The organism is Micromonospora sp. DH14, from assembly GCF_029809455.1.
GTDB classification, from domain to species: domain Bacteria; phylum Actinomycetota; class Actinomycetes; order Mycobacteriales; family Micromonosporaceae; genus Micromonospora; species Micromonospora parva.
In genome coordinates this window covers 1-16,490 of record NZ_JARVKT010000059.1, presented here as the reverse complement: position 1 = coordinate 16,490, position 16,490 = coordinate 1, and the positions used below count along the sequence as shown (strand labels likewise).

Sequence of the window (16,490 nt, the reverse complement as noted above, 5' to 3'; positions counted from 1 at the left end):
CCCTCCGGGCGGCTGCTCGCGCGCCTCCGGCGGCGACTGAATCCCTTGCGGAGCAAGGGAATCCCCCTCGCGCGCTCGCTGAATCCCTTACGCTGCAACGGTTTTCGGGACTGTCCACTGTCGAAACCCTTACGCCACAACGGTTTAGCTCAATGCATTGATGATGTCTTTTGAGGTTGACCTTCCGGCCGGAAATGCAAAGATTGGTTCCGGCAATTCGCCAGAACCAATCTTTGGCGCTTATCGAATTCGATTACTTCCGCTTTTTAGGTGGGCCAACAATTCGCGTAATCACGTCCTGTGCTGTACGTATTTCGCGCTTAGCCTGTAATGCGTATTCTCCTTTACTGGTGGAGAATGTGCGACCGTCGAGAATGAACCCGGGTTGCCCGTGCGCCTCTCGCCACTCTGTGATCAGACAGCCCGCAGCCCGCAGCAAAGCGGCTATTCCTTCGGACGGATTGAGCGCGTGGGGAGAGCGCCCGATCTCTTGAATGGTGAGCGCTGCCCACTGAATGCGCCATAGTGCCGAATTCATGGCCGCTATCGCGGTTAGCGATTCCTCACCCTCTACGAACGGCCACACTTCCGATTCGGCGGATGCGACCAGCATCCGAACCTCATCGAGGCTTAGGCGATCGTGGTTGTAATCGTTGACCGTCTGATAGCAATTGACCCACGCGGCTAGCACTGCCAGCAACGCGGTAACCTGCCGCTCGCCAGTCATCGATTCAGTACCCATGTGTTCTTCGTCAAGCGGAATTTGCAAAAGCTTGCACGCTTGCCGGATTTCCTCGGCCGTGGGGAGTCCATCCCTCACCTGGTCAGTCAAGGCAACTGCCCTCCTATTCCATGAAGTCGAGTAGGCCGGACCACTCGCCAATTTCTAACGCCCCCGCAACCTGGCCGTTGTCACCCTTGCTTCGGCCGTATGCGCTCATGATTGCGTCACTGGCTTTCTGTGCCGCCTGGTCGTCCATACCGGATTCGAGCAGTGAGGCGGCCTCGTTGAGCAGTCGCCGCGACTGTGGATCGATAGTGACCACCCCGACATTGCGTGACCCTGCGGGCTTCTGATTGCTCTTGCTGACCACCTGAATTTTGCCGACCGCCGCGACCTTGGCTGACCGCATCTGGTCGGCTGCAATCCTCCGAGCTGCCCGCTTGTCGCCCCGCACCGCGTCCCGCCGTCCGCCTCGCTCACTCGGGGCCTGGTCGCCCTTGAGCCACTTCTGAGCGGTCCGCCGGCTGACTCCGTAGGTGTCCATTAGGTATTTCGACGCCTCACCCTTGCCCGGGTGCGCTGCCTGAACTGCTCGTACGGATTCCTGCCAGCCACGGGGCCGCCCTGCGCTCTCCCGCGATTCTCCGAAGTTCACTGCCCCGCCTCCCGCGTCTCGTGAGCGTTCTTAATGGCCTTGTTGAGCATATCTGGGCTACCCGTGGCGTGACCCTCGACAATCGCCGTGTCTACCTCGGCCCACCGGTCCAACTTCCATTTACCGAGCTTCTTGGGAATGTTGTTTTCCTTAGTCCAGACCGTGACGCCTGCCGGCAATTCCAGTCCGGAATCCGAAAGGAACCATGCGGAGTCGCGCCGCATTCCGAGCGCGGTCCGGCCATTCTGCTCGGCCTTTTCCAGCGCCACAAATGCACGTACCCACGATTCCGCGATGATGTGATCCGACCAGTCTCGCCGCATGGTCCGGGTGGTGTTCTTGTCGCTGCGCATCCACCCACCAATGAACGTGGCATACACCGACTTGAGCACCTTGAACGCCAGCACTGCCGGCTCATCGGTGCGGTCCGCCAGGGCGTACCACGCGGTCCGGAACAATTTGGCCCACATGGCCAGGTGCGGCCGGTGGTTGCCGGCCGTCCAGATCAGGGCCTCATCCGCCTGAACCTCGGTCCCGCGCTTGATCAGGAAATCCACGTACGGCATCGGGAGTACCTGCCCGGCCCGCAGCCTGGTCGACCACGCGGGGTGCGGGTGGTCGATCGACTCGGCCAGGCGGACGTACCCCGGTGCCTTGGTGAGTGCACCCAGCGACCGGGGCCGGTTGAGCCGAACCGGTGCCCCGGTCCCGAGCGTGATCGGGGCCGCCGCGAGGAACTGCCCGAACACGTCCAGCCCGATCACGGTCTGCCCGACCTCGGGCACCTGGCCGCCGTCCACGTAATCCAGGTGCAACACCAGGTCTTCGGCCAGGTCAGCCAGCTCGGGTAACTCCACCTCGGCCGCAGCCTCGCCCCGAGCTGTCGCGCCCCGCCGACCGTCCAGCCAGGCCAGGGCGGACACGGCCGTGTCCCCGGCCCACCCGGTCCACCGCAGACCGCCAGTCACCTCGTGCCACACGGCCAGGCTCGCCGCCGCCAGCTCGGCCGGCAGCTCGCCCCCGTCGAGCACCTTCAACGCGGCCCGCGTCCAGTCGGCCCGTTCCTCCGGGGTGTCCAGCTCGACCGAGCTACCCCGCCTAACCGGCTGTGCGGCCCGCTGCGGCCCGATCGGACCCCTTGGGGTACCTCCGGCCACCCCGGACACCTCCGGGGCTTCCTGGGCGCTCTCAGCGGGTCGGCACAGGTTGGTGCGTGGCGCACCGCAGGCCGAGCGGACCCGGGTCGGATCTCCGCACACCAGGCACGGCAACCGATCCTCGGCCACCTCGCCAAACCCGCACCACTCCCCGGGCCGCCGGCACACCGAGCACGGGTCACCCGGCCCGCCAGGTCCACCCGGGCCGCCCCGTCCCGGCTCCCCCTCGCGCACACATACGACTGAATCCCCGAAAAGGTCGTTACTGTCGTTACCGCCCTGGTCAGGGGTCGTTACCGGTGTCGTTACCGAGGTCGTTACCGGAGTCGTTACCGGCCCCTCGGGTGCCACTTCTACCTCGCTCGGGTGGACCCCGGCGAACACATACGACCGGACCGGCTTGCCCCCGACCTTGACCAGTCGCGCCAGGTTCCGGCCATCCTTGGCCGCGAGCAACCCGCCGACCTTCCGCAGCTCCCGCAACGCGATCCCCGGATCATCAATCCCGGCGGGGTCACTGATCGCGGCCAGCTTCGTCGTGATCACGGCCACGTCACCGGGCAGGGTGTCTCCGTCGAGATCCCACCCGAGCACGCGCGGCCCCGGCCGCCCGAACTGCACCGCCTCCATGCACATCCGCTCATACGCGGTGCGGGTCGGGAAGCTGCCCGGGTCGGCCGCCATCGCGCCCGCCACGGCCATCAACAGCCGCTCCCCCGGATCGCTGCCCCGCTCGGCCAGACCGGCCAACTGATCGGCCAGCACCCCGCCGGCCCCCTCGGCCGCCGCCGCCGCCAGCTCGGGCACGTCGAACAGCTCCCCGAGCAGCCGCGCCCCGGCAACGCCCATGGAGATGTGTTGCCCGAGCCGTCGACCCGGGCCGCCATCGGGCATGTCCAGCTTGCCGCCGGCCTGGTCGGCCCACTCGCTGAACGTCTCCGGTGCCAGCGCCCGCCCGACGATCGCCGCCAGGCCGTGACCGTGCCCGGCCGAGATCGCCGCGTCGAGCCGGTTGGCGTGATCTGCCGAGAGGGTCAGCGCCCCTTGTAGCTCGACCACCCGGGCCGCGATCCCCTCGTTCGGCACCCGCTCCACGATCGTTTCGTTGCCGGTCGAGATCAGGGCACCGTGCCAGCTTCCCCGCGTCTCGCGTAGCCGACCCTCCCGGTCGCTCACGTCCCGGGCGGCCCCCTCCATGGCGCGGAAGATGACCGACTCAAGATCCTGAACCCGGAACTTCGCGGCCCCGAGTTCATCGCGGAACCCGGTCAGGCACGCCATGTCCCGCAGCCAGGCACCGAGCCCGTTGGCGGTCACGTCCCACCGCTTGACGATGTGCCGGGGGTCACCGAACACGGCCGCAGCGGCCCGCGCGGTGGTGGTCTTTCCCGCGCTCGACCGGCCCGCCAGGTGGACCGTGTAGCTCTGCCGGCCCAACGGGTCGACGTACAGCCCACCGACCGCGCACCCGACCACCAGGGCGGCCCGGGGCGACCGGGCCGCCTCCCGCAGCACCACCCGGAAATCGGACGGCCGACCGGCGGTCACCCCGTACCCCGCCGGGAGCACGTCATCGGGCGGCAGGATCAACACCCCGCCGTCCCACCGGGGATGCAGCGGAGTCAACGGCAACCGGGCCGCCTGGTCGTCGACGATGTTGGTCAGCGCGTCTCGCGCCTCCCGCCCCGCCACGCCAGCGGCACCGGGGAACCGGTCGGCCCACACCGAGCCGTCCGCGACATCGCGAGTGGACACGGTGGCGGTCACCCCGCCGACCTCGATGGTGACGCGCCGACTGGTCACCTCACCCCGGGGCGAGTAGGTCACCAGGTGCCGGGTCACACGCGGACACCATCGCAACAGCGGCTTGTCTTCGCGCCAGACACCCTGCCCGATGGTGTAGCGCAATGGGGCCGAGCTACCCGGCACCCACCGGTCACCCGGGAGCGGGGCCGAACCCGGCAGTGTCAGAACATCGGCATTCCTGCCGCTGGCCGGGTCGGCATTCCTGCCGTTACCCGGCGTACTGGACCGCTGGCGCGGCGCGGCGGCAGTCATTCCTGCCGCCCTTGATCGCCCCTACGCGCGCAGCGTCGGTTATCGTGATGCACAGCTCTTGCCTTCCTTGCACGGTTGGTGTGGCTACACCTCGGGTCGGACGTTCCTAGGCGTCCGGCCCGAAGCTTTTTGCAGGTCACATGGCGTACCTACCGAGCCGGGCCAGACGTGACGCCAGGCCCGGACCCCTGACCGGTGTTGCCACCGGCCGCGTGTCGGTCGGGTGGATAATCCGCAGCTCGGCAACGGCCGTCATCGACCAGGCGGCCACGCACGCAGCGGCCAGGGTCGCCAGCGTGGCGGCTACCGCCAGGCGGACAGCGAGCCCGTCTCTGCGCTGGATCGGGACCGGGATCGAGCCCGGGGAGAACTTCGCAACGGTCGCCAGGGTGAACGCGCAGAGCCAGTGCGCCACCGTGCCGCACCCGGCCCTGACCATGACCACCCCGAACGACATGAGTCGCTGCATCTGCCACCGGTAGAGCAGCCGAGCACGGGCCGCCGGGTGACGCCGAGCAGCCCGGACGCGCGCACGCATCCGAGCTACCCGAGCCACCCGACGACTGGTCATGCCGCGTGCACCCGCTCCCGGTAGGACATGGCACCTCGGCCCGGGGTCGAGTCGAGCGCGGCCACGGTGTCCGCCCCGGCCAGCTCGGCCAGGGCGTACCGGACCACTGCCGACACCGGAGCATCCGCCGGCAACCCGGCGCGCTCGCGCGCCCGCTCGACCATCGCTAGATCGAGTCGGAGACTGCGCCGCTCTCGCTGCACCGGAACCCCTTTCGTCGCCTGATAGCCGGTGATCATTCTCCGGTGGACGGTGCCGTGTCCACCCCGCCACGCCGGGCAACCGCAGACGACAACCAGTCGGCCGCATCCGAGGTCAGCGGGTGCACCGCGCCCGGCTCGGCCGCCACGCAGAACAGGCAGACCAGGCGGACCGGCCCGCCCCGCTCGACGTCGGCCGCGTACCAGTGCTGCACGAGCTGCGTCGAGCACCCCGAGCAGTACACGACCGGCAGGGTGACCGGACCGGCCCCGGCGGTCGGGATCAAGGGTCGCAGCGTCACCGGCGGAACCCCTGGCACCCGTCCATGAAGGATCAGCTCCCCGAACAACGGCAGTGCTCGCATGGCGTGTCTCCCTTCGTCGGTGGATCTCTGTGCGAGAATCTTACAACAACTTACAACATTGTCCTAGACACTACAGAAATTGATCAGTAGCGTGGGACAGGTCCACCCCAACCCGAGAGAGAGGCCACCGTGGCATCCGAGTACACCGCGATCAACGTCTCGCACGGCGCACGTGACGAGCTGCGCAGCTTCGCCGCTGCCGCAACCGGCACGCTCGGCCAGCGCGTGACGATGACCGATGCGCTCCGCCTGGCCGTCCGGATCGCCACGGCCCACCTGGCCGCCGATGCGACCGCCACCGCGACCGCACTCGGGATCACCGGACCGACCCGAAAGGCGGACTGACCATGAGCCGTCCCATGATCAAGAAAATGGGCGCCGCAATCCAAGATCGCCCAACCCTCGCGCTTTACGCCGTGGTGCTGGCCGTGTCCATCACCGGTGCCAGCACGTCCGCCGCCGGCTGGTTGAAGTGGCCCCTGTTGGCCGCTGTCGCTGCGGTCGGCGCGGCCGAGCTGGGTGGCGTGGTGCTGTCCATCCACGCGGACCGCCGCCGCAACCTCGGTGAGTCCGCTCTCCCGGCCCGCGTTCTGGCCGCTGCGGTGGCGACCGGCGCGGTTGCGATCAACTGGTTCGGCCACTACGGCCCCGACGCACACCAGCTCGGGCAGGCTGCATTCTTCGGTGGCTTCTCCGCTCTCGGCTTCCTGGTCTACCTGATCGACTCGGCCGCCCAACGGCGCGATGCGTTGCGGAGTAAGGGCAAGCTGGCCGACACCCCGCCGGTCTACGGCATCGTCCAGTGGGTCCGGCACCCCGGGATCACCCGCCGCGCCCGCCGCCTGGCGCAGCTCAATGCCGAACAGCGGATGACCGAGATCGAGGGTCAGCCGGAAGGCACCGAGCCAAGCACCCCGCGTCTCGGGATGCTCGCCAGCATCGGGGCCGCGTACGCCGAGCTGGCCGCCGAGCGGCGCACCGGCGCGATCTCGGCCGAGCTGCGCAAGAAGATCGGCAAGGCTGCCGGGTCGAACATGGCCACCATCGCGGTCAACACGTACGACCTGGGCAAGGTCGCCGCGAACCTGGCCGAGAACGCCGATTACGACGGGCTGACCGCGATCCTGGCCGGTGAGCTGACCGCCGACCGGATCGGCGCGCACGCCACCGGCAAGCCGGCCGCCCTGCCGGCCGCCGCGCCCCCGCCCCCGGTCGATGTGGACGACCTGGCCGACGATGACGCCCCGGTGTCCGGCGGTGCCCCGGTCGACCTGACCATGGTCAGCAAGACCGCCGCGATCCACTACGCACACACCGCGCTCGGTGAGGTGCCCGCGTCCCGCGTGGTCGACTACCTGGCCGGCACCGGGGTTCGGGTGAGTGAGTCCCTGGTCTACAAGGCTCGCCGCCAGGTGCCCGCCCCGGTCGCCGCCCTGCCGGCCCCGAGCACCCCGGCCGCCCTGCCGGCCGCCCCGGTGCCGAGCACCCCCGACCCGACCCCGGCCGAGCCGGTGACCGCGCCCGCCGCGACCCCGGCCCGCCACCGCAAGACCCGCGCGACCTCCGGTGAGGTCACCGCGGCTTCCTCCCCCGAGCCAAGCACCCCCGCCAGCTCGGCCCCGCGCCGGCCCCGCCGGCCCCGCACGGTCCCCCCGGCCGAGCTGGCGGACACGTCCGCCGACCTGACGACCGCCCTGGTGGCCGACCTGCCCATGACGCCGGTCAACGGCACCCGCCCCGACCTGCGCGCCGTCCCGTCCGAGTAGACCCGACCGAAAGGAAGTCCCGACCATGAACAACCTCCCGTTCACCATCACCGGCAACCTGGTCCGCGATCCCGAACTGCGGTTCACTCCCGCCGGCGTGGCGGTGGTCAAGTTCACCGTGGCGCACACCCCCCGCAAGCTCGACCGGGAGTCGGGCAAGTGGATCGACGGTGAGCCCACGTTCCTCGACTGCACCGCGTGGCGTCAGCTCGCCGAGAACATCGCCGAGAGCGTCAGCCAGGGCGCGCGGGTCATCGCGACCGGCACTCTGCGCACCGAGCGGTGGGAGACGGACGGCCGCAACGGCGGGACCGCCGGAGAGAAGCGCTCGCGGATGGTGCTCGACGTGGACGCCGCCGGCCCCGAGCTGACGTGGGCCACCGCGAAGGTCAGCAAGGCCAGCCGCAGCAACGGCGGTCCGGCCGATGACCCGTGGGCCACCGCGTCACGCAACCGCCCGACCTCTCCGGCCCCCACCGGGGCCTCCCGCCGCTACCGCGACGACGAGGAACCGCCCTTCTAGCCAACGGCACCGGCCGCCAGGAGTTCGCAGCTCCCGGCGGCCGGCTCAGCCGCTCACGCGGCGCACAACCGGACCCCGCACCCTTCCTCAAGGAACGGAACCGATCATGAGGATTTTGGCATACCCGCCGTTCCTCCCGAGCGTTCCGGCTACGGCCGGTCGGGAGGGCTGACCCATGTGTCACGTCACCTGTGACGGGAGCTGCCGGCCCCGCCGGACCCCGGTCGGGGAGAAGATCCCCGGCCCCTGCCGCGTCCTGGTCGCCCTGGTCGTGCTCGGCTACCGGTTCGGCCGCCGCGCGCTGCCGGCCCTGGCCGCAACCCTGGCGGTCGGCACGGTCTACGCCTGGCGCTGGCACTCCGGCACCGTCATGCGCCCGAGCCGCCAGCGTCGCGCCCGCTACGCCCGCCACGTCCGCGCCACCGCCCGATGCCTGGCCACCGCGATCGGGGCCGCCGCCCTGGCCGACTGGCGACTGACCGCCGCGTGCCTGGCGCTCGCCACGGGCGGCCTGGCGGTCGCCGCCCTGGTGGCCCACGACCGCCGCCGGCCCCGCACCGCCCCGTCCGCCCTGCCCCCGCGCCGCGTGCGCGTCAAGGTCGGCACGCCCCGGCGGACCGCGCCGGCCGCCGCCGTCACCACCCAACCCGCCGCCAGCTCGGCCACCTGGTCGACCACCCGGGCGGGTGCCCGATGACCGTCGAACCGATCAAGGAAGGGGAGTACGTCTACCTGGTGCCGACCCTTCCGACCGCCCCGAGCGCGGCCTACCGAATGCCGCTGTGCGAGGTGGTCCGGGTGTCCGGCTACCGGATCACGGTCGACGTGGACGGTGACCGGATCGAGACGGATGAGCGCAACATCAAGCGGAAGCGGCCCGACCTCAGCCCCCGCGACCCGCGCCCCCAAAAGCGCCCGTCCATGCCGGACGGATACGCAGAGGTCACCCTGTGGTGACAATCCGAGAGAGGATCATTTCTATGGGACGCAACTCCCGGCCCCTGGCCGACATCGAGTCCGACCTGATCGCCACCACCGACCCCGCCCGGCACGCCGAGCTGCGCGACGAGATCCGGGCCGCCGGCCTGCCCCTGTTGGCCGCCGAGCTGGACCGGATCGCGGCCGAGCCCGCCCCGGCCGAGATGGACCGCGACCAGGTGATCGCCGCCCTGGTCGACCTGTTCGAGCGCTCGGGGTGGTCCCGGTTGGAGATCGTGCGCGCCGGTGCCAGTTACTCCGGTTACTGCCTCGACAACCACCGCCAGCCCGTCCACCTTGGGATCTCGGCTGAGCTGGCCAACCGCGAGAGGAACTGACCATGAGCGACAGCACCGACACCGGTTACCAGGCGTTCCGCCGCTCCGGCCAGACCGGCAAGACCCGTTCGGTGAGCCAGCCCGGCACCGCCGACCAGGCGCGCGCCGCCGTGATCGCCAAGCGGCAGAAGTTGCAGCGCGGTTCCTCGGACACGTTCGAGGTCCGCAAGCCCCGAAGGTAGATCCCCGCGCGGGGCCGGCCTCGATTCAGCCCGGACCGGCCCCGCTCTCCCGACTCAGCGAGAGGTGCACATCATGTCCCACCGGATCAAGATCGCTCGACAGCACACCGTGCCGCGCCTGGTGTACCGGTTCCTGGCCGGCCGCCCGATGGACGGCAAGCCGCGTACGGATGCCACCTACCTCCACCGGGGAACCGAGGTGCTCCCCCCGTACCGCCGCGCCCGCCGGTGGATGTACCGGCCCGGGTGGCAGCGCCAGGCGTTTCGACTCGGCACCCCGACCGGGGCCGCTGCGGTGGCCTACAGCTACGTCACCGAGCCGACCCTGACCCAAGCCGGGGCCGGCACCGTGGCCGCCACTGTGGCCGCCAGGGCCGCCATCCGGGGCCGCCGCCGGATCAAGACCCGCAAGTTCCGCCGGGTCTACACGCAGCCTCTCGCCGCCGCCCTGGCCCCGGTGCTGCGCATCCCCGAGCACACCCGACCCGAACAGTGGTTGACCGTCTCGCCCGAACTGGCCGGCCTGGCCGCCCGCCTGGTCGACCCGATGAGCCCGGCCGAGATCGCGCTACGCCGCTGGTACGGCGAGCACATCGAGCCCGGCGTCCGCTACGTGCCCGACCGGCTGATGAAACTGCGGTGGTGGGCGGCCGACACCCGCCCGGCCCTGGCGGCCCGCCGCCGGCTGGACTACTTCCGCCGCCCGAGCCACACCAAGCCGGCCCGGGTCGAGATCGAGGTAGCCGGGTACGTCACGCCCGAGCTGCAAAAGATCATCCGGCAGACCATCACCGCGAAGCTTCCGCTCGGGGATCTGGTCGAGTCGTGGGACCAGGTGGGCACGCACGCCGTGGGCATGTGGACGGTCCGCGAGCGCCCCCCGCGCTCGGTCGGCTTCGCGGAGATCGAGCCCTATCTTGACTCGCTCAAGGACGACGAATTCCTACTCGGGCTGCGGGCCGGTGGCCGGCCGTACGTGGTCAGCCTCAACAGCGACTCCCCCCACCTCGCGTGCTCGGCCGGATCGGGTGCGGGAAAGAGTGTGCTCGCCATGCTGATCGGGGTGCAGGTGCTCTCCCGTGGCGGTCGGGTGCTGATCATCGACCGCAAGGGGTCGCACCGGTGGGCGCTGGGACTACCGGGAGTCACCTACTGCACCGAGGTTCAGGACATGCACTCGGCCCTGATCGGCACGAGCGGCCTGGCCGATGAGCGCAACCGGGAGGCCCTGACTCAGCCGGAAGACTGGAATCCCGGGGATCGGGTGCTGGTAATTTTCGAGGAAATGAACGCGACCGTCGCGCAGCTAAAGGCGTACTGGGAAGAGTTGCGCGGAAAGGAAGACCCGAAGACCTCCCCGGCTATCCAGGCATTCCGCAACATCATGTTTATGGGCCGGTCGGCAAAGGTGCACCTGTTCGGGGTGGCGCAAATGCTTACCGCGAACACGACTGGCGGGCCGGAATCGCGGGAAAACTTCGGTATCCGGGCGCTCGCTCGGTACACGGCGAACAACTGGAAAATGCTTGCCCCTGAGTGCCCGATGCCCCGCCGATCGGGTGTCCTGGGTCGGTGGCAAATCGTGGTTGCGGGCAACGCGACTGAGGTTCAGGTGGCCTACCTGGAACCGGAGGAAGCTCGCGCAATCGCCACGGTCGGCCGCCCGATCGACCTGGAAAACAGCCCCGGTGTCCCCGTGTCCCCGCTCTACGCTCGCCCCGGGGATGATCAGGTAAGTCCCGGCTCGGTCCCGGGGACCGGCCAGCCGACCGGGGACACCCCGCCCGACCCGCTGAATGCCCTTCTGACGCTTCGAGAGGCGGTCAACGCGGGTATTGTTCCCGGCCAGTTCGACGCCGCTAAGAAGCGCCTACAGCGGGCGCGGAAGAACAACCCGGAATTCGCGCCGGCTGCGTCCGGGAAAAAGGGACTGGCCGACACCTACCGGGTCGGTGACCTGATCGAGTGGGTAGAGACGGAAAGCAAGCGGGCCGAATTCAAGAAGTGACAGAGAGTCGGTCGACAAATGGACGGCGCGCGATCTCGGAATCCACACTCCGGCCGCGCGCCGCTCCTTCCCCGAGAGAGGCGAGAAATGGACTGGACGAACTGGCACCGGGCGCGCGGCCTGGTTGCCGCCCTGGATGCGCTGGCCGACCAGCAAATACGCGACGGAATGCACGACGAAACCCCCGAGTGGTCCGAGCTGAATTCGTGCGTGAATGACGCGCTGAATGCGCTTCCGTGGTGGCAGCGTTCCCGTATGCCCATGATGATCGGCAACGCGATCCGCCCTCCGCAAATCTGACGCAGTGTAGCCGCACCGGCCCGCACCGCTCCCACACCGGGAGGTGCGGGCCGGTTGCTGTCGGCCGCCTGACACGTCGATCCCTTGTGATCTTCGTATGGAAACCCATACGATCATTCGTACGGAAGTCAGTACGGACGAGAGGGATCGCAATGGAGCTGCGTACGAACCCCGATGGCTCGCTCACCCTGAACGTGCCCGCCAGCTACGGCCGCACCCTGGGTGCGGACGGCATGATGATGCTCGATTGGTTCAGCTCGGCTTTGATCGCCATGGCCCGCCTGCGGGACGGCGACCAGGTGATGACCGCCAACGACTGGCACAACCTGATCAACGACACCGAGCGTCGACTTACCCCCCGGTTGCAGGGCATCCGCGACGCGCTGATCCGCGCCCACGCCGCCGCCGGTGGCTCGTACGGGGATCTGGCCCTGGCCATGGACGTTCCCAAGGGAACCGCGCAGTACCGGCGCGACAAGCTGACCGCCTCGCAGCCGTCCACCTGGGAGCGCTGGGCCGATGGCACCCTTGCCGACTTCATCCGCGCCGACTGGTCGGCCAGCGTGACCGTGCGGCACCCGGAAACCGGTGAGGACCACACGGTGCAGCTCGACGGGCTGAGCGGCGACCAGGCGACCGAGCTGGAAACGCTGATCAGTTCCGACCCCGAGCACACGGTGACCATCCGGCAGTCCGCCGGCTCGTGCTGGACGTTCCGGGCCGCTGAGGTTCAGGTGGTGCGGGTCGAGCGCACCCGCACCGCACCGACCCGCACCACCCCCGCCGCCTGACCCGCACACGCGCGAGCGGCCCCGTCCGCCTGGCAGCAATCCGGGGCCGCTCACCACTCCCACGACAGGAGCACCCCCATCATGACCGCCGCCACGTTCGCCGCTCTGTTCGCCGCCCTGTTCGCCGCCCACACCATCGCGGACCACTGGGTGCAGACCCAGCACCAGGCCGACCACAAGGGGTGCGACTCGCTGCCCCCTGGTGCGGCACACCCGCACTGTTCGGTGTGGCGCTCGCGCTGGCACTGCACCGCCCACGTGCTCACCTACACCGCAACCGCACTCGGTGCCGTACTGGTGGTGGCCTGGCGGTGCGGCCTGGATCTCGACCCGTACCGGCTCGCGCTCGCGCTGACCGTCTCGGCCGTCTCGCACTGGATCGCTGACCGCCGCGCCCCGCTGCGCTGGCTGGCCGACCGCACCGGTTCCGGGAAGTTCTACGCACTCGGTGCGCCCCGCCCCGGCCACGACGACAACCCGAGCATCGGCACCGGCGCGTACGCCCTTGACCAGTCCTGGCACATCGGGTGGTTGCTGGTCGCCGCCCTGATCGCGGCCTGACCGCCCCCGTGGGGCACCCGCCCATCACCGGGTGCCCGCGCGGAGGCGGCCCGACCGGACCGGCCCCCCCGACCAGAGAGGTAGATCCCCATGAACTGCGAGGCGTGCGGCAAGCCCTGCGGCCCGGTCAGCGTCGACAGCACCGGTGCGCTCGGCAAGTGCACCTGCGGTCACTGGACGCTCGACCAGGGCCGCGCCACCAAGGGCGTCAAGACGGGCAACATCACCGTTCGGGGCGCGTGCGCGATCGGTGACGGTGCGGTCGCCATCGGCAAGAGCAAGAGCAAGAGCAAGGGCAAGAAGGACCGGCGTTAACCCGACCCCCGGAAGGAACCGCACCATGAACCGCACCCTGAGCCACACCTACACGCACCCGAGCGTCCTGGCCGGCATCGCCTCCGGCGCGAGCTGGGCCGATCCCGAGATGGACCCGACCCGCATCGACTGGGCCGAGCGCCAGGCCCGCGCCGCGATCCCGTTCGAGGTGGTTAACGGTCGCCCGGTCGCACCGACCGACCCGACCGGCATCCGGTACGGCCGGAACGAGCTGGGGCACTGGGGCGAGGCCCTGTGCGCGGACGCCGTGGTGATCGCCACCGACCCGACCGGCCGCCGCTGGCTCGCCATGGTCGAGCGCGACGACGATCACGGGTGGGCACTGCCCGGCGGTCACGTCGACCCGGGAGAGGCCCCGGCCGCCGCAGCGCTGCGCGAGCTGGCCGAGGAAACCGGCCTGGATCTCTGCGGCCACTGCATGAACCCCGAGCTGCTACCGGCCCGGGTGGTGCCCGACCCGCGCGCCAGCGATGAGGCGTGGATGGTCACCGTGCCCGCCGTGGTCCGGATCTACCCGGTCGGCCCGGAGTACCTGCCGGCCCTGGTCGGTGCCGACGATGCCCGCCGCGCCGAGTGGGTGCCGGCCGACTCGTACGCCGGTCTGTTCGCCCACCTAGCCGCCACCTACGGGGGCGAGGTGTTCGCCGCCCACCGCGCCATCCTGCGCGACCTGTTCGCCTGACCCGCACCGCCCCGCACCCCGCCCACCGCACCCGGTGTGGCGGGGTGCACCACGTGGTGCACCGGTGCCGGAATCACCCCGCATCATCCCCGTACCTATAGATGCGGGCAGTGGATAATCATGGAATGGCGCAACGTAGACCGACCAAACCCACCAGGTGCCCCGAGTGCGGATACCGGTGGAGCACCCTGGCTATCGGCCGCTCGGCCACCTGCCGGCAGTGCGGGGTGCAGCACTACGTACCCGCCGACCCCACCACCGCCGTACCCCTGGCGGACCGCCCACACCGGGAGGTCACCTGTCGGCACTGCGGGCACACCTGGGCCACCCGCCGCCCGGTGCAGAGCGCGGTGCCCTGTAGCCAGTGCGGCCGGTCGGTGTGGGTGCCGCTGACCGCCCCGGTGGTCGAGTCCCCGGCCGAGATCCGCCGCCAGGTCCGCGCCGAGCTGGCCGCCGAGGATCGGGCCGCCCGAGCTGCCGCGCCCCGCCCGGCCCGAGCACCCCGCCCCCGGGTCGCCCGGCCCCGCCCGGCCCCCGCGCCGGCCGCCGGCTACCTCCCCGCGCTGTCCACCCTGGCCGGCCTGGTCGCTGACCTGACCCGCCCGAGCGCCCCGCCGAGCACCCGCCCGGCCCCGGCCGTCCGACCGCCAGCGGCACCCGCAACGGCTCTTGCAGGTCTGACTACTGGCCCGCCACCCGGCAGCCCCTACGCGATCGGCCCCGACACGATCCGCCTGTTGGCCGCCATGGGTCAGCGTGACTACGTGTCACCGGTCGACCCGGGAGACTGCCCGTTCTGGGTGGTCAACCGGTCCGGGCTGTGCGGCCTGGCCGCCCCGTACCGGGTGCTGCTCACCCCGACCGCCTACCTGCCCGCCTGCCAAGGTCACGCGCACTCGATCCGGTCACAGGCCGCGCAGCACGGGGTGCCGTTCCGGTCGTACCCGCCGCTGCCCTGAATTGACGTTGTGCGTCACGCACGAATTGCCGGCAGGAATACGGAAATGGCGCGTGCAATGCACGCGCCACAACCTATAGATGCCCCTGGCCGGATCTCCGGAAAAGGAAGGGTGCGAACTCAGTTCCTCGATCGCTGCGGCGAATTCAGGTAGGAACGCAAGACCCATCCTGCGATCACCTGGCACGCTTCCGGGTCGAGCACCCGACCCAACGCGGCCACCTGGGCACGCTCGAAGTCGGTCAGCTCGACCCGGGTCAACATGAGCGCTTCCCGGATGGGCATGGCGGCCAGGTCGTGAGGCTCGACCGAGCCCGGCGGGATGCCGTGGGTGGTTGCGGCGAGCTGCGCTCGCGCCTGGTCGGGGGTGGCGAATGGCCCGTTGTCCCGCAGCGGGGTCGGTTCGGTCGTCATGGCCCGACCGTATCGAGGGGCACCGCGTCTCCGTGGCCCGTGGCACTCTCGGATCATGATGCGACCGGGGAGGGTCCGCCTTGCGATCGTGGCCGGCATCGTTGGGGCGGTTGTGTTGGCCATGGGGGCCGCTGTAGCCGCTGTGGTGGTGCGGGGCACCGTGGCGGCGGATCGAGGGGCAGGAAGCGCGATAGCGGCGGCAGACGGGTGGGTGGTGGCCCTGAGCTACGGCAACCCGCCCCCGGGCGGGTACCTCTGCCCGGACCAGTTCGACGCGCTCCGGCGGCAGGCTGCCGAGCTGCGCAAGACCATCGAGCGCCACGGGCGGGGCAACGCGGTGAAGGTCGGTTCCCGAGACTGGCGCGAGCAGGTCACCGGCGACCGGGCCGAGGTCACTGCGGAGGTCTACCTGATGTTCAGCGCCCCGGGTGACCCGCTCACCATGGTCGGCAGCGCGCACCGGTGGACCTTCCGCACAGAGCGTTACGGCGGACTCCGGGCCGGGTGGAAGCTGTGCCAGGCGGACGTACCCGAGCTGTGCGGCACGCACCTACGCTGCGACTGACCGGAAACCCTTACGCCACAACGGTTTTCGAGATGGCGCGTGCCTGAATCCCTTGCTCCACAACGGTTTCCGTGATGATGCATCTGTGAAAGCCTTATGTCACAAGGGTTTTAGGGTTGCAGCGGAGCGAAAACCCTTGCAGCGCAACAGGTTTCGAGCTTGACAATTGACCAGAAACCGCAATGCCAAAAGACCCTATCGATGCCATGCTTTAAAATCGTTGCCACACAAGGGTTTCTGATGTGGACAGTTCCGAAATCCCTTATGAAATAAGGGATACAGCAATTGCAATTGACGAAAACCGTTACGCCGCAAGGGTTTTTCGCCGCCGGAGGCGCGCGAGCAGCCGCCCGGAGGG

Annotated in this window: 22 protein-coding genes; 15 read left to right on the top strand and 7 right to left on the bottom strand. The window is 69.8% G+C overall.

Translation table 11 applies throughout. The features are described 5' to 3' along the window. Window positions 1-253 precede the first annotated feature (253 nt). The 6 genes from QCZ28_RS34010 to QCZ28_RS33985 all read right to left on the bottom strand — a co-directional run bounded on the left by QCZ28_RS34010 (window position 254) and on the right by QCZ28_RS33985 (window position 5,730). Window positions 254-820 (bottom strand): hypothetical protein, encoded by a 567-nt coding sequence (locus tag QCZ28_RS34010; protein ID WP_279520462.1) that lies wholly within the window; start codon window positions 818-820, stop codon window positions 254-256. Between the two features lie 25 nt (window positions 821-845). Further along, entirely contained in the window at window positions 846-1,268 is a 423-nt protein-coding gene (locus QCZ28_RS34005) for a hypothetical protein (protein ID WP_279520461.1), read from the bottom strand. A gap of 107 nt (window positions 1,269-1,375) precedes the next feature. Beyond that, window positions 1,376-4,378, bottom strand: coding sequence for a DUF927 domain-containing protein (locus tag QCZ28_RS34000; protein ID WP_279520460.1), 3,003 nt, complete (start codon window positions 4,376-4,378; stop codon window positions 1,376-1,378). 352 nt (window positions 4,379-4,730) lie between these two features. Beyond that, window positions 4,731-5,063, bottom strand: a complete 333-nt coding sequence (locus tag QCZ28_RS33995; RefSeq protein WP_279520459.1) for a hypothetical protein — start codon at window positions 5,061-5,063, stop codon at window positions 4,731-4,733. A 98-nt stretch (window positions 5,064-5,161) separates the two neighbouring features. Next, complete coding sequence (locus QCZ28_RS33990) at window positions 5,162-5,329, bottom strand: hypothetical protein (protein ID WP_279520458.1); 168 nt, start codon at window positions 5,327-5,329, stop codon at window positions 5,162-5,164. Window positions 5,330-5,400: 71 nt separating this feature from the next. Beyond that, window positions 5,401-5,730, bottom strand: coding sequence for a hypothetical protein (locus QCZ28_RS33985; protein ID WP_279520457.1), 330 nt, complete (start codon window positions 5,728-5,730; stop codon window positions 5,401-5,403). Between the two features lie 129 nt (window positions 5,731-5,859). Here QCZ28_RS33985 and QCZ28_RS33980 point away from each other — a divergent pair, with 129 nt between their 5' ends. The 14 genes from QCZ28_RS33980 to QCZ28_RS33915 all read left to right on the top strand — a co-directional run bounded on the left by QCZ28_RS33980 (window position 5,860) and on the right by QCZ28_RS33915 (window position 15,154). Then, a complete protein-coding gene (locus QCZ28_RS33980) occupies window positions 5,860-6,075 on the top strand; it encodes a hypothetical protein (RefSeq protein ID WP_279520456.1) in 216 nt (71 codons plus the stop codon). A 26-nt stretch (window positions 6,076-6,101) separates the two neighbouring features. Next, complete coding sequence (locus QCZ28_RS33975; RefSeq protein ID WP_279520455.1) at window positions 6,102-7,496, top strand: hypothetical protein; 1,395 nt, start codon at window positions 6,102-6,104, stop codon at window positions 7,494-7,496. Between the two features lie 25 nt (window positions 7,497-7,521). Further along, complete coding sequence (gene ssb, locus QCZ28_RS33970) at window positions 7,522-8,019, top strand: single-stranded DNA-binding protein (RefSeq protein ID WP_279520454.1); 498 nt, start codon at window positions 7,522-7,524, stop codon at window positions 8,017-8,019. A 175-nt stretch (window positions 8,020-8,194) separates the two neighbouring features. Then, window positions 8,195-8,716: a hypothetical protein gene (locus tag QCZ28_RS33965; RefSeq protein WP_279520453.1), complete on the top strand. Its 522-nt coding sequence runs from the start codon at window positions 8,195-8,197 to the stop codon at window positions 8,714-8,716. Then, the gene (locus QCZ28_RS33960; protein ID WP_279520452.1) at window positions 8,713-8,976 is read left to right on the top strand and encodes a hypothetical protein; all 264 of its coding nucleotides are present in this window, start codon (window positions 8,713-8,715) and stop codon (window positions 8,974-8,976) included. Before QCZ28_RS33965 ends, QCZ28_RS33960 begins: the two co-directional genes overlap by 4 nt. 23 nt (window positions 8,977-8,999) lie before the next feature. Further along, window positions 9,000-9,335, top strand: coding sequence for a hypothetical protein (locus tag QCZ28_RS33955; protein WP_279520451.1), 336 nt, complete (start codon window positions 9,000-9,002; stop codon window positions 9,333-9,335). Window positions 9,336-9,337: 2 nt separating this feature from the next. Next, window positions 9,338-9,517, top strand: coding sequence for a hypothetical protein (locus tag QCZ28_RS33950; protein WP_279520450.1), 180 nt, complete (start codon window positions 9,338-9,340; stop codon window positions 9,515-9,517). Between the two features lie 73 nt (window positions 9,518-9,590). After that, on the top strand, window positions 9,591-11,525 hold the full coding sequence (locus QCZ28_RS33945; RefSeq protein WP_279520449.1) for a DUF87 domain-containing protein: 1,935 nt from the start codon (window positions 9,591-9,593) through the stop codon (window positions 11,523-11,525). A gap of 87 nt (window positions 11,526-11,612) precedes the next feature. Beyond that, window positions 11,613-11,825, top strand: coding sequence for a hypothetical protein (locus QCZ28_RS33940; RefSeq protein WP_279520448.1), 213 nt, complete (start codon window positions 11,613-11,615; stop codon window positions 11,823-11,825). A 152-nt stretch (window positions 11,826-11,977) separates the two neighbouring features. Beyond that, window positions 11,978-12,616 carry a hypothetical protein gene (locus tag QCZ28_RS33935; RefSeq protein ID WP_279520447.1) on the top strand — a complete coding sequence of 213 codons (639 nt, stop codon included), beginning with the start codon at window positions 11,978-11,980 and terminating at the stop codon, window positions 12,614-12,616. 81 nt (window positions 12,617-12,697) lie between these two features. Then, window positions 12,698-13,177, top strand: a complete 480-nt coding sequence (locus QCZ28_RS33930; RefSeq protein WP_279520446.1) for a DUF3307 domain-containing protein — start codon at window positions 12,698-12,700, stop codon at window positions 13,175-13,177. Window positions 13,178-13,267: 90 nt separating this feature from the next. Next, the gene (locus QCZ28_RS33925) at window positions 13,268-13,492 is read left to right on the top strand and encodes a hypothetical protein (RefSeq protein WP_279520445.1); all 225 of its coding nucleotides are present in this window, start codon (window positions 13,268-13,270) and stop codon (window positions 13,490-13,492) included. Between the two features lie 25 nt (window positions 13,493-13,517). Next, the gene (locus tag QCZ28_RS33920) at window positions 13,518-14,195 is read left to right on the top strand and encodes an NUDIX domain-containing protein (protein ID WP_279520444.1); all 678 of its coding nucleotides are present in this window, start codon (window positions 13,518-13,520) and stop codon (window positions 14,193-14,195) included. Between the two features lie 125 nt (window positions 14,196-14,320). After that, window positions 14,321-15,154, top strand: coding sequence for a hypothetical protein (locus QCZ28_RS33915; protein WP_279520443.1), 834 nt, complete (start codon window positions 14,321-14,323; stop codon window positions 15,152-15,154). A 119-nt stretch (window positions 15,155-15,273) separates the two neighbouring features. Here the strand turns inward: QCZ28_RS33915 and QCZ28_RS33910 are convergent, their stop codons facing one another. Further along, window positions 15,274-15,567, bottom strand: a complete 294-nt coding sequence (locus QCZ28_RS33910; protein WP_279520442.1) for a hypothetical protein — start codon at window positions 15,565-15,567, stop codon at window positions 15,274-15,276. 121 nt (window positions 15,568-15,688) lie between these two features. Between QCZ28_RS33910 and QCZ28_RS33905 the strand changes: the two genes are divergently transcribed. After that, window positions 15,689-16,132 carry a hypothetical protein gene (locus QCZ28_RS33905; RefSeq protein ID WP_279520441.1) on the top strand — a complete coding sequence of 148 codons (444 nt, stop codon included), beginning with the start codon at window positions 15,689-15,691 and terminating at the stop codon, window positions 16,130-16,132. The last annotated feature ends 358 nt before the right edge of the window (window positions 16,133-16,490 follow it).

Coding starts and splice junctions, on each gene's coding strand:
- QCZ28_RS33975 (WP_279520455.1), top strand. CDS start 6,102: ATGGGCGCCGCAATCCAAGATCGCCCAACCCTCGCGCTTTACGCCGTG.
- QCZ28_RS33945 (WP_279520449.1), top strand. CDS start 9,591: ATGTCCCACCGGATCAAGATCGCTCGACAGCACACCGTGCCGCGCCTG.
- QCZ28_RS33940 (WP_279520448.1), top strand. CDS start 11,613: ATGGACTGGACGAACTGGCACCGGGCGCGCGGCCTGGTTGCCGCCCTG.
- ssb (WP_279520454.1), top strand. CDS start 7,522: ATGAACAACCTCCCGTTCACCATCACCGGCAACCTGGTCCGCGATCCC.
- QCZ28_RS33925 (WP_279520445.1), top strand. CDS start 13,268: ATGAACTGCGAGGCGTGCGGCAAGCCCTGCGGCCCGGTCAGCGTCGAC.
- QCZ28_RS33915 (WP_279520443.1), top strand. CDS start 14,321: ATGGCGCAACGTAGACCGACCAAACCCACCAGGTGCCCCGAGTGCGGA.
- QCZ28_RS33935 (WP_279520447.1), top strand. CDS start 11,978: ATGGAGCTGCGTACGAACCCCGATGGCTCGCTCACCCTGAACGTGCCC.
- QCZ28_RS33920 (WP_279520444.1), top strand. CDS start 13,518: ATGAACCGCACCCTGAGCCACACCTACACGCACCCGAGCGTCCTGGCC.
- QCZ28_RS33990 (WP_279520458.1), bottom strand. CDS start 5,329: ATGGTCGAGCGGGCGCGCGAGCGCGCCGGGTTGCCGGCGGATGCTCCG.
- QCZ28_RS33960 (WP_279520452.1), top strand. CDS start 8,713: ATGACCGTCGAACCGATCAAGGAAGGGGAGTACGTCTACCTGGTGCCG.
- QCZ28_RS33930 (WP_279520446.1), top strand. CDS start 12,698: ATGACCGCCGCCACGTTCGCCGCTCTGTTCGCCGCCCTGTTCGCCGCC.
- QCZ28_RS33910 (WP_279520442.1), bottom strand. CDS start 15,567: ATGACGACCGAACCGACCCCGCTGCGGGACAACGGGCCATTCGCCACC.
- QCZ28_RS34005 (WP_279520461.1), bottom strand. CDS start 1,268: ATGGACACCTACGGAGTCAGCCGGCGGACCGCTCAGAAGTGGCTCAAG.
- QCZ28_RS33955 (WP_279520451.1), top strand. CDS start 9,000: ATGGGACGCAACTCCCGGCCCCTGGCCGACATCGAGTCCGACCTGATC.
- QCZ28_RS33995 (WP_279520459.1), bottom strand. CDS start 5,063: ATGCAGCGACTCATGTCGTTCGGGGTGGTCATGGTCAGGGCCGGGTGC.
- QCZ28_RS33905 (WP_279520441.1), top strand. CDS start 15,689: ATGGGGGCCGCTGTAGCCGCTGTGGTGGTGCGGGGCACCGTGGCGGCG.
- QCZ28_RS33985 (WP_279520457.1), bottom strand. CDS start 5,730: ATGCGAGCACTGCCGTTGTTCGGGGAGCTGATCCTTCATGGACGGGTG.
- QCZ28_RS33965 (WP_279520453.1), top strand. CDS start 8,195: ATGTGTCACGTCACCTGTGACGGGAGCTGCCGGCCCCGCCGGACCCCG.
- QCZ28_RS33950 (WP_279520450.1), top strand. CDS start 9,338: ATGAGCGACAGCACCGACACCGGTTACCAGGCGTTCCGCCGCTCCGGC.